Source organism: Nocardiopsis coralliicola, assembly GCF_054779695.1.
In genome coordinates, this window is the sequence record NZ_BAAGXT010000084.1 from 1 (window position 1) to 9,891 (window position 9,891).

10 protein-coding genes are annotated in these 9,891 nt (G+C 75.1%); all 10 read left to right on the forward strand.

Annotated elements, in window-relative coordinates:
• The first annotated feature begins 4 nt into the window (after nt 1-4).
• The 10 genes from tilS (at nt 5) to ACYVGT_RS27810 (ending at nt 9,046) form a co-directional block, all read left to right on the forward strand.
• Nucleotides 5-991 (forward strand): tRNA lysidine(34) synthetase TilS, encoded by a 987-nt coding sequence (gene tilS, locus ACYVGT_RS27765; RefSeq protein ID WP_460863760.1) that lies wholly within the window; start codon nt 5-7, stop codon nt 989-991.
• 354 nt (nt 992-1,345) lie between these two features.
• The gene (gene hpt / locus ACYVGT_RS27770) at nt 1,346-1,897 is read left to right on the forward strand and encodes a hypoxanthine phosphoribosyltransferase (protein ID WP_460863743.1); all 552 of its coding nucleotides are present in this window, start codon (nt 1,346-1,348) and stop codon (nt 1,895-1,897) included.
• 273 nt (nt 1,898-2,170) lie between these two features.
• Entirely contained in the window at nt 2,171-4,264 is a 2,094-nt protein-coding gene (gene ftsH, locus ACYVGT_RS27775) for an ATP-dependent zinc metalloprotease FtsH (protein WP_460863745.1), read from the forward strand.
• 35 nt (nt 4,265-4,299) lie between these two features.
• Nucleotides 4,300-4,908: a GTP cyclohydrolase I FolE gene (folE, locus tag ACYVGT_RS27780; protein WP_460863763.1), complete on the forward strand. Its 609-nt coding sequence runs from the start codon at nt 4,300-4,302 to the stop codon at nt 4,906-4,908.
• Nucleotides 4,909-5,176: 268 nt separating this feature from the next.
• Complete coding sequence (gene folP / locus ACYVGT_RS27785) at nt 5,177-6,118, forward strand: dihydropteroate synthase (RefSeq protein ID WP_460863748.1); 942 nt, start codon at nt 5,177-5,179, stop codon at nt 6,116-6,118.
• Nucleotides 6,115-6,576: a nuclear transport factor 2 family protein gene (locus ACYVGT_RS27790; protein ID WP_460863750.1), complete on the forward strand. Its 462-nt coding sequence runs from the start codon at nt 6,115-6,117 to the stop codon at nt 6,574-6,576. The genes folP and ACYVGT_RS27790 overlap by 4 nt, the downstream gene beginning before the upstream one ends.
• The gene (gene folB / locus ACYVGT_RS27795; protein ID WP_460863752.1) at nt 6,573-6,980 is read left to right on the forward strand and encodes a dihydroneopterin aldolase; all 408 of its coding nucleotides are present in this window, start codon (nt 6,573-6,575) and stop codon (nt 6,978-6,980) included. The genes ACYVGT_RS27790 and folB overlap by 4 nt, the downstream gene beginning before the upstream one ends.
• Nucleotides 6,977-7,507 (forward strand): 2-amino-4-hydroxy-6-hydroxymethyldihydropteridine diphosphokinase, encoded by a 531-nt coding sequence (folK, locus tag ACYVGT_RS27800; protein ID WP_460863754.1) that lies wholly within the window; start codon nt 6,977-6,979, stop codon nt 7,505-7,507. The genes folB and folK overlap by 4 nt, the downstream gene beginning before the upstream one ends.
• A gap of 74 nt (nt 7,508-7,581) precedes the next feature.
• Nucleotides 7,582-8,097 carry a DUF3180 domain-containing protein gene (locus ACYVGT_RS27805; protein ID WP_460863756.1) on the forward strand — a complete coding sequence of 172 codons (516 nt, stop codon included), beginning with the start codon at nt 7,582-7,584 and terminating at the stop codon, nt 8,095-8,097.
• Nucleotides 8,098-8,137: 40 nt separating this feature from the next.
• The gene (locus tag ACYVGT_RS27810) at nt 8,138-9,046 is read left to right on the forward strand and encodes a PH domain-containing protein (RefSeq protein ID WP_460863757.1); all 909 of its coding nucleotides are present in this window, start codon (nt 8,138-8,140) and stop codon (nt 9,044-9,046) included.
• Nucleotides 9,047-9,891 lie beyond the last annotated feature (845 nt).

A 9,891-nucleotide genomic window follows, 5' to 3' on the forward strand; every position in this document is an offset into this window, starting at 1 on the left:
CGGCCTGCCGCCCGGGGCGCTGGTCCTGGTGGCGTGCAGCGGCGGCGCCGCCTCGCTGGCCCTGGCCGGCGCCGCGGCCTTCGCCGCCCCCCGGATGGGGCTGCGCGCCGGCGCCGTCACCGTCGACCACGGCCTGCAGGACGGCTCCGCCGGCCGCGCCCGCGCCGCAGCGGCGCAACTGGAGGCGCTCGGCCTCGACCCGGTCGCGGTGGAGACGGTGCAGGTCGGTGATTCGGGCGGACCGGAGGGCGCCGCCCGGGATGCCCGCTACGCCGCGCTGGACGCCGCCGCGCACCGCCTCGGCGCCGCCGCGCTCCTGCTCGGACATACCGCCGACGACCAGGCCGAGACCGTGCTGCTGGGCCTGGCCCGCGGCTCCGGTGCGCGCTCGCTGTCCGGCATGGCGCCGCGGTCCGGGAACCGGCTCCGCCCCTTCCTCGGCCTGCCGCGGGCGACGGTCCGCCGCGCCTGCGCCGAGATGGGGCTCGTGCACTGGGAGGACCCGCACAACGCCGACCCGGCCTTCGCCCGCTCGCGCGTGCGGCACGCGGCGCTGCCCGCCCTGGAGGCGGCGCTCGGCCCGGGTGCCGCGGCGGCGCTCGCCCGCACGGCCGGGCTGCTCCGCGACGACGCCGACGCGCTGGACGCCTGGGCGCAGCGTGCCGCGGCCGACTGCGCAGTGCCGCCCGAGGCGCCCGGCGCTGCGGCTGCCGGCGCCCAAGCCGGTCCCCCCGGGGCGGCGGAACGGGGGGTGTCCAGCCCCGGCCCGCGGCTCGACGCCGCCGCGCTGGCCGCGCTGCCGCGCGCCGTCCGCACGCGGGTGATGCGCAGCGCCGCGCTGGCGGCCGGAAGCCCGGCCGGCGACCTGTCTGCCGCGCACGTCGCCGAACTTGACCGGCTGGTCGCCGACTGGCGCGGCCAGACCCACATCGACCTGCCCGGCGGGCTCCGCGCCCGCCGCCGCGGCGGTGCCGTGGAGTTCGGCGCGTGAACGGTGCGCGGTCCTCCGGCAGGGCACGAGCCTCGGGGGGTTCGCGCCCCTTTATCCTGGTTGCGATCCTGGTTGGCGCCGCTGCGGCGGCGCGCACCGGGCCGCGGACCCGGCCGGCCGGGCGGAGCCGCCGCAAGCCCGGCGGGACCGCCGTACCGGCCGCTCCCTGGGCGGCCCGGCTGCGGTGCCGACCGGGGCGGAGCATTCGGCAACCGGAGCGGTGCGCCGGACGAAGGCCCGGACGCAGCGCCGGGCAGCAGCGCCGGAAAGCAGGGCCGACCTGCGGTGCCGGACAGCAGAGCCGGACCCGGCAGGCGGCAGACATCAGGCAGCCGAACAGAGGGCGGAGAGCGCGTGGACGCCAAGGACATGGGTGAGGACCTGGAGAAGGTCCTCGTCACCGAAGAGCAGATCAGCGACCGCCTGGGGGAGCTGGCCCGGGACATCGACGCCGAGTACGCGGGCAAGGACCTGCTGCTGGTCGGCGTCCTCAAGGGCGCCGTCATGGTGATGGCCGACCTGGCGCGGCAGCTGTCCCACCCCGCCGAGATGGACTGGATGGCCGTCTCCTCCTACGGCGCCGGCACCACCTCCTCCGGTGTGGTCCGCATCCTCAAGGACCTCGACGCCGACCTGAAGGACCGGCACGTCCTGATCGTCGAGGACGTGATCGACTCCGGCCTGACGCTGTCCTGGCTGGTCGGCAACCTGCGCTCGCGCGGCCCGGCCTCGGTGGAGGTGTGCACGATGGTGCGCAAGCCGCTCGCCATCGACGTCGACCTGGACGTCAAGTACATCGGCTTCGACCTGCCCAACGAGTTCATCGTCGGGTACGGCCTCGACTACGCCGAGAAGTACCGCAACCTGCCCTTCATCGGTACGCTCGCGCCGCACGTGTACCGCTGACCGCACGCCCCGCCCGCCGCCCCGTCTCCGCAGGCCGCTCCGGCGCGCCGCGGAGCGCGCGGGGGAACATCTCCGTCACCGCGCGCGTTGGTCCGGTGGGCGGGAGCGGAGCCCTGCGGCGCGCGAGTGCCGCGGGCAGCGGCGGGGTGTACCGTCGTGATCCCGGCTCCACCATGGGAAAGACGTGTCCGATAGTCCGGCCTAAGTGCGCCGCGCGGCGCCCGGGTGAGGCCGCCTGTTCAGGAGGGACGGACCCAGCGGGGTTCCGTATCGATGAATCTCAAGCGCTTGTACCGCGGGCCGTGGCTGTGGATTCTCGCCACCGGCCTCCTGCTCTTCGCTGTCTTCCAGTTCACCGGGTTCGGTGCCGGCGGCGGCCCGGAGAAGGTCGACACCTCGACCGTTCTCCAGACCATCGACGACAACGAGGTCGTCGAGGCCAAGCTCGTCGACAAGGAACAGCGGATCGAGCTCACCACCGCTGACGGCGATGTGCTCGAGGCGTACTGGGTGACCGGCCAGGGCAAGCCCATCGCCGACCGCCTCGCCGAGCTGCAGGAGGAAGGCAGCCTCAAGTCCTTCGACATCGAGGTGCCGCAGGAGAGTATCTTCACCTCCCTGCTGTTCAGCTTCCTCCCCCTGATCATCATCATCGCCATCTTCCTGTTCATCATGAACCAGATGCAGGGCGGCGGTTCACGGGTGATGAACTTCGGCAAGTCCAAGGCGAAGCTCATCAGCAAGGACACGCCGAAGAGCACCTTCGACGACGTCGCCGGCGCTGACGAGGCCATCGAGGAGCTCCAGGAGATCAAGGAGTTCCTGCAGGCCCCGGCCAAGTTCCAGTCGATGGGCGCCAAGATCCCCAAGGGCGTGCTGCTGTTCGGCCCGCCCGGCACCGGCAAGACCCTGCTCGCTCGCGCGGTGGCCGGCGAGGCGGGCGTGCCGTTCTACTCGATCTCCGGCTCGGACTTCGTCGAGATGTTCGTCGGCGTCGGCGCCTCCCGCGTGCGCGACCTGTTCGAGCAGGCCAAGGCGAACGCTCCGGCGATCATCTTCATCGACGAGATCGACGCCGTCGGCCGGCACCGCGGCGCCGGCATGGGCGGCGGCCACGACGAGCGCGAGCAGACGCTCAACCAGATGCTCGTCGAGATGGACGGCTTCGACGTCAAGACCGGCGTCATCCTGATCGCCGCCACCAACCGCCCCGACATCCTCGACCCGGCGCTGCTGCGCCCGGGCCGGTTCGACCGCCAGATCGTGGTGGACCGCCCCGACATGGCCGGCCGCAAGGGCATCCTCTCGGTGCACGCCAAGGGCAAGCCGATGGCCGACGACGTCGACCTCGACGTCCTCGCCCGCCGCACGCCCGGCATGACAGGCGCCGACCTGCAGAACGTCGTCAACGAGGGTGCGCTGCTCAGCGCGCGCGCCGGGCACACCACGATCGACATGGCCACCCTGGAGGAGGCGATCGACCGGGTGATGGCGGGGCCGGAGCGCAAGACCCGGGTGATGAGCGACGCCGAGAAGAAGGTCATCGCCTACCACGAGGGCGGCCACGCACTCGTGGGCCACGCGCTGCCCAACGCCGACCCGGTGCACAAGGTCACGATCCTCCCCCGCGGCCAGGCGCTCGGGTACACGATGTCGCTGCCGGTCGAGGACAAGTTCATCACCACGCGCTCGCAGATGATGGACCAGCTGGCCATGATGCTCGGCGGCCGCGCCGCCGACGAGCTGGTCTTCCACGAGCCCACCACGGGGGCCAGCGACGACATCGCCAAGGCCACCTCGCTGGCCCGCAACATGATCACCGAGTACGGCATGAGCGAGCGGCTCGGCGCCCGCAAGTTCGGCAGCGGCAGCAACGAGCCGTTCCTCGGCCGAGAGATGTCGCACGCCCGCGAGTACTCCGAGGAGATCGCCTCCCTCATCGACGAGGAGGTGCGCCGCCTCATCGAGTCCGCGCACGACGAGGCCTACGAGATCCTCAACCGCTACCGCGATGTACTCGACGACCTCGTGGTCCAGCTGCTCGACAAGGAGACGCTCTCCAAGGAGCAGGTGCTGGAGGTCTTCGCGTCGGTGGAGAAGCGGCCGTCCCGCGGCTCGTTCACCGGCTACGGCAAGCGGCAGCCGTCCGCGGTGCCGCCGGTGAAGACCCCGAAGGAGCTGGCGCTCATCGGCCCGAAGGACGTCGAGGGGCTGGCCGGCGACTCGCCCGGGGCGAGCAACGGCCGCAGCACCTACGGCGAGTCCGGCACCGGGGAGACCGAGAGCACCGAGGACGCCGGCGGCGGCAGCGCCGGCGACGAGGGCGGAGGCCGCGACGGCGGCGCGCCCGGCGAGGAGCAGCAGTGACCGAGCACAGCCCCGGGGACAGACCCGGGCTCCCGGTGGAGGCCGGCGCGGACCTGGTGCACCCGTCCGAGCAGGGGATCGACCAGGCGCGGATCGAGAAGGCCGTCCGGGAGATCCTGATCGCCATCGGCGAGGACCCCGACCGGGACGGCCTGCTGGAGACCCCCGCCCGCGTCGCCCGTGCCTACGCCGAGCAGTTCAGCGGACTCGGCCAGCGGCCCGGGGACGTGCTCAGCACCGTCTTCGAGGCGGAGCACGAGGAAATGGTGCTCGTCAAGGACATCGAGCTCTACTCGACCTGCGAGCACCACCTGGTGCCGTTCTACGGCTCCGCGCACGTCGGCTACATCCCCAACGCCCAGGGGCAGATCACCGGGCTGTCCAAGCTCGCCCGCCTGGTCGACGTGTTCGCGCGCCGTCCGCAGGTGCAGGAGCGGCTGACCACCCAGGTCGCCGACGCCGTGATGGCGCACCTGGAGCCGCGCGGTGTGATCGTCGTCATCGAGGCCGAGCACCTGTGCATGACGATGCGCGGCGTGCGCAAGCCCGGTGCGAAGACCGTCACCTCCGCGGTGCGGGGCGACTTCCGCAACCGCGACCGCACCCGCGCCGAGGCGATGAGCCTGATCCTCGGCAACCGCTGACGGCAGCCCGGCGCCGCACACGCCTCCACGCCGGCCGCATCCACCGCCCGCGCGCCGCTGACCTGCGGCGGCGGGCGGTTTTCCGGTGTTCGGGCGGGACGGTGCGCGGCCGGCCGCCGCGCACTGCGCGGGACGCGGGTGCGGGTCCGGCGCGCCCGGAGGGAGCGCGGCACGGCACCTCCGCGCCCCCGGGCGGGCGCGGCACGCGGCGGCACTCGGGACGGAGCTGTGCCGCGCAGAACGGACCGTCTCTCATAGGGTGAGGGGCATGGTGTCACCGCTATCCGAACTCCCCGGTCTGCCCAGTGCAGACCGGTGCCTGGTCATGGGGGTCGTCAACGTCACCCCCGACTCCTTCTCCGACGGCGGCGCGTGGTTCGACCACGGCCGCGCCGTCGAGCACGGGCTGCAGCTCGTCGCCGAGGGAGCCGATCTGGTGGATGTCGGCGGCGAGTCCACCCGGCCCGGTGCGGCGCGCGTCCCGGAGGGCGAGGAGCTCCGGCGCATCGTTCCGGTCGTCCGGGACCTCGCCCGCCAAGGGGTTGCGGTCAGCATCGACACCATGCGCGCCTCGGTCGCCGAAGCGGCCGTGCAGGCGGGCGCGCGGCTGGTCAACGACGTCAGCGGCGGACTCGCCGACCCGGGGATGGGCCGCCTGGTGGCCGATACCGGTGTGGCCTACGTCCTCATGCACTGGCGCGGGCACAGCACCACCATGGAGCAGCGCGCCGTCTACGCCGATGTGGCCGGAGAAGTCCGGAACGAGCTGGCGGCCCGGATGGAGGCGCTCGTCGCCGAGGGCGTGGACCCGCGGCAGATCGTCCTCGACCCCGGGCTGGGCTTCTCCAAGCGCCCTGAACAGGCCCACAACTGGCAGCTCCTCGCGCACCTCGACCGATTCGACGATCTGGGACGCCCATTGCTGATTGCCGGTTCCCGCAAACGATTCCTCGGCCGGCTGCTCGCCGAAGCCGACGGTACCGACCGCCCGTTCACCGAATCCGACGACGCCACCGTCGCGCTGACCACGCTCTCCGCCGCCGCCGGCGCGTGGGCGGTCCGCGTGCACGATGTCCGGCCCAACGCCGACGCGGTGCGGGTCGCCGCCGCCTGGAGATCGGGCGGTGCGGACCTCGATGCCGGACGCGGCGTGCCGGGGCCCGCCCCGCTGCCCGAGACGGCCCCCGCGGCCGGAGAGGGCGGCCGTTGAGGTCGCGCCAGGAGGTCATGGAGCGCGTTGCCGAGGCCAACGCGCAGTTCTACGGCGCCATCGAGAACGGCGACATCGACGCCATGCACCAGGTCTGGGCCGAGGAGGACGACGCCCCCGACCTGGTCTGCGTCAACCCCGGCTGGCCCCTGCTGCGCGGCCGCGCGGAGATCCTGCGCGCGTGGGCGCTGATCATGGCCAACGTGCCCTACATCCAGTACGTGCTCACCGACACCCACATCGGGGTGAGCGGCGACGTCGCACTGGTGACCTGCGAGGAGAACGTCCTCACCGCCGAGGAGGACACCCCGGGGTTCGTCGCCGGCGGCCAGGTGGTCACCACCAACATGTTCGTGCACACCGACGGCGGCTGGCGGCTCTGGTCGCACCACGCCTCGCCGGTGATCACCGACGACGATGACGAAGACGACGAGCAGGGAACCGCGACCGAGGCATGAGCGGACCGCCACACACCGACCGGATCGTGCTGACCGGGCTGCGCGTCTTCGGCCGGCACGGGGTGTATCCCGATGAGCGGCGCGACGGGCAGTACTTCACCGTCGACGCGGCGCTCGACGTGGACGCCTCCCGCGCCGCGGCGAGCGACGACGTCGCCGACACCGTGCACTACGGAGAGCTGGCCGAGCGGCTGGCCGCCGTCGTCGCCGGGGAGCCCGTCAACCTGCTGGAGACGCTGGCCGAGCGGCTCGCGCACGTCTGCCTCGCCGCGCCCGGGGTGGCGCGGGCCGAGGTGACCGTGCACAAGCCGCAGGCGCCGATCCCGCTGGAGTTCGCCGACGTCGCGGTCACCGTCGCGCGCACCGCCCGGCAGCGGCCGGCCGGCGCGGGGGAGCCCCGGTGACCGGCACCGGGGAGCGGCGCGCCGTCCTCGGCATCGGCGGCAACCAGGGCGATGTCGCGGCGGCGCTGCAGGGCGCCGTCGACCTGCTGTTCGCGCCCGGCAGCGGGCTGCGGCCGGTCGCCGTCTCGCCGGTGTACGAGACGGCGCCGGTGGGCGGGCCGGAGCAGGACCGGTTCCTCAACGCCGTGGTGATCGGCGCGACCGCGCTCGCGCCGCGGGCCGTGCTCGGCATCGCGCAATCGGCCGAGCAGGCGTTCCACCGGGAGCGCATCGTCCGGTGGGGGCCGCGCACGCTCGACGTCGACGTCATCGCCGTCGACGGCACGGTCGCCGACGACCCGGAACTGACCCTGCCGCATCCGCGGGCGCACGAGCGCGCGTTCGTGCTCCGCCCGTGGGCCGACGCCGACCCGGACGCGGTGCTGCCCGGCCGGGGCCGCGTCGCTGACCTGCTCGCCGCCCTCGGCGGCCAGGACGTGCGGCGCCGTACCGACCTGGAGCTGCGGGCGCCGGCGGAGCCGGACTGACCGGTGCCCACCGCCGCCGGCGGCGGGCACCGGAGCGGTGGACGGACAACCAGATGAGCGGGAGGACGCCGGGGATGGAACCGAACCGACCGGGTGGGGCGCCGGACGACGAGCGCCGCATGGGGCCGATCGGGTGGCGGGTCCCGCTGGGCACGGCGCTGGCCGCCGCGGCCCTGGCCTACCTGGTGGTGGCGCAGGTCTACGGCAGCATCCCGCCGCTGCCGTGGACCGCGATGCCGACCCTGCTGCTCCTCGCCGCGGGCGAGGTGATCGCGGCGGTGCACACGCGGCGCCGCATCCGGCGCGCCCCGGGCACCGTTCCGATGGAGCCGCTCAGCGCCGCCCGGCTGGTCGCGCTGGCGCGGGCCAGCATCCTGGTCGGTGCGCTGGCCGCGGGGATCTTCGCCGGCTCGGCGCTGTACCTCGGGCAGCGCCTCACCGCGCCGCTGCCGCAGCAGGACTTCTGGATGAGCGCGGGCACCCTGGCGGCGGCGCTGGTCCTCACCGGCGCCGGGTACCTGCTGGAATGGGCGTGCCGGGTGCCCGACGACGGCGAGTCGGCCCCGCCCGGCGGGCCCGGCGCGGCGTGACGTCCGGCGGGCCGCGCTGCAGGGATGGTTGACTGGTCCCGTGGAACCCGCCGCCTCCGCCCCCGGACCCGATGACCCGCAGCGCCCCGGCCCCGACGACGCCGGCGGCGAAGCGGCCGCCGAGCCGCGCCCCGAACCGCCCGCTTCCGCCGCCGGCGACGCCCCGGCGGACAGCGGCTCCGCGCTGCCGTCCGCTCCGGAGGGCGCACCGCAGGACGCCGCGGACCCGACCGGCCCCGGTGAGGACGGCCCGTCTCCTGCCGCGGCGGGGATGCCGTCCGGGAACGCCGGCCCCGGTCCCGCGTTCGCCCCCGGACACGCGGGGGATTCCGGCGCGCTGCCGACCGCCGGCGGCGCTTCGGCGTACGCGGCGCCGGACGCTGCTGCGGGAGGCGACGCCCAGCGGTCCGGGGCTTCGCCGGCCGTCGCGGTCGGCCTGGTGCCGGACGGTGTGGCGGTGGCGGACGCGTTCGCGGCGCCCGACGGCGGCACGTGGTCGCGGGTGAGTGCGCGGCTCGACTGGTACCGCCGGCTGGTGCAGCTGGCCGCGGCGCTGCCGGTCGGCGCGCTCGGCGGCGCATTCCTCTGGCTCTGGCTCGGCCCCGCCTGGGGGCTGGCCGCCGTACTGGCGGCGGCGGTCGCTCTCGGCGCGGGCTGGGCTGCGGCGTCCCGCATCCGCCGCTCGTGGGGCTACGCGGAAGGCGCTACGGACCTCTACCTGACCTGCGGCGTCGCGGTGCGCCAGCTCGCCGTCGTGCCCTACGGCCGGATGCAGGTGGTGGACGTGACCGCCGACCTGCTGGAGCAGGCTCTGGGGATCGCCACGGTGCGCGTGCGCACCGCCGCCACGACCGCCGACACCCGCATCCCGGGACTGCCGGTCCCGGACGCCGTCCGCCTCCGCGACCGCCTCGCCGCCCGCAGCGAAACCTTCTCCACGGGACTCTGACGTGCGCCCATCCCAGTCCCCGGACCACCCGGAACCGTCGGGTCCTGCCGCTGGCAGCGCCCCCGTGCGCGCGCAGCCCCCCGCGGCGCCCGCAGACGCCGACCCGCCCGCGGTGCACGATCCCGGCGGCTCCGGACCCGAGCCGGAGGCGCCGCCCTCCGCGGTCCCCGACGGCGGCGTACCGGCCGGCGGATCCGCCCCCGGTGGCGATGCCGGGCCGAACCCGGGCGCCCCTGCCGCGGACGCAACATCCGGATCGGCCGGGGGCGGCGAGGACCACGCCGGCTCCGCACCCGGCGTCCCGGCACCGGAGACCGATGCCGGTCCTCCCGCGGGGGCACCGGCTTCGGCTGATCCTTCGGAGCCGCTGCCGAGCTCTGCAGGGTCGCCGGCGCCCGGTCCGGGCCCCTCCGGGCTGGCCCGAGCCGGTCGGCGGGAGCCCTTCCCGACCGACACGGCCGCCCAGGGCGGCGGGGCGGCACCCGGCGCAGGCGGTGCAGGTACCGGGGCGCCCTCGCAAGCGGCTGCGGGGGACGGCCCGCCGAACTCTGCGCCGAGTCCTGAGCGGCCGCCCCCGGGGCGCGGTCCGGAACCAGAGGCACACGGCGCGCGCGGTCCCCAGGGCTCCGGGGCCGGCCTGCGGCAGCCCGTCCCGGCCGATGCCGCCGCGCAGGGTGGCGGACCCGCATCCCGTGCAGAAGGAGGGCCGCACTCGGGAGGGCCTGCGCCCGGCGCAGCGGGCCCCGCGCAGCCCTCTGCGGGTTCGGCGGCAAGGGCCGCCGGTGCCCGCGCGGAGGGCAGGCCGGGGCCGGTCGCCGGCCACCCGCCGGCGGGTGGCCGGCGAC

Excerpts from the sequence above, each read along its gene's own strand:
- ftsH (WP_460863745.1), top strand. The coding sequence starts at position 2,171 with ATGAATCTCAAGCGCTTGTACCGCGGGCCGTGGCTGTGGATTCTCGCC.
- folP (WP_460863748.1), top strand. The coding sequence starts at position 5,177 with ATGGTGTCACCGCTATCCGAACTCCCCGGTCTGCCCAGTGCAGACCGG.
- folB (WP_460863752.1), top strand. The coding sequence starts at position 6,573 with ATGAGCGGACCGCCACACACCGACCGGATCGTGCTGACCGGGCTGCGC.
- ACYVGT_RS27805 (WP_460863756.1), top strand. The coding sequence starts at position 7,582 with ATGGAACCGAACCGACCGGGTGGGGCGCCGGACGACGAGCGCCGCATG.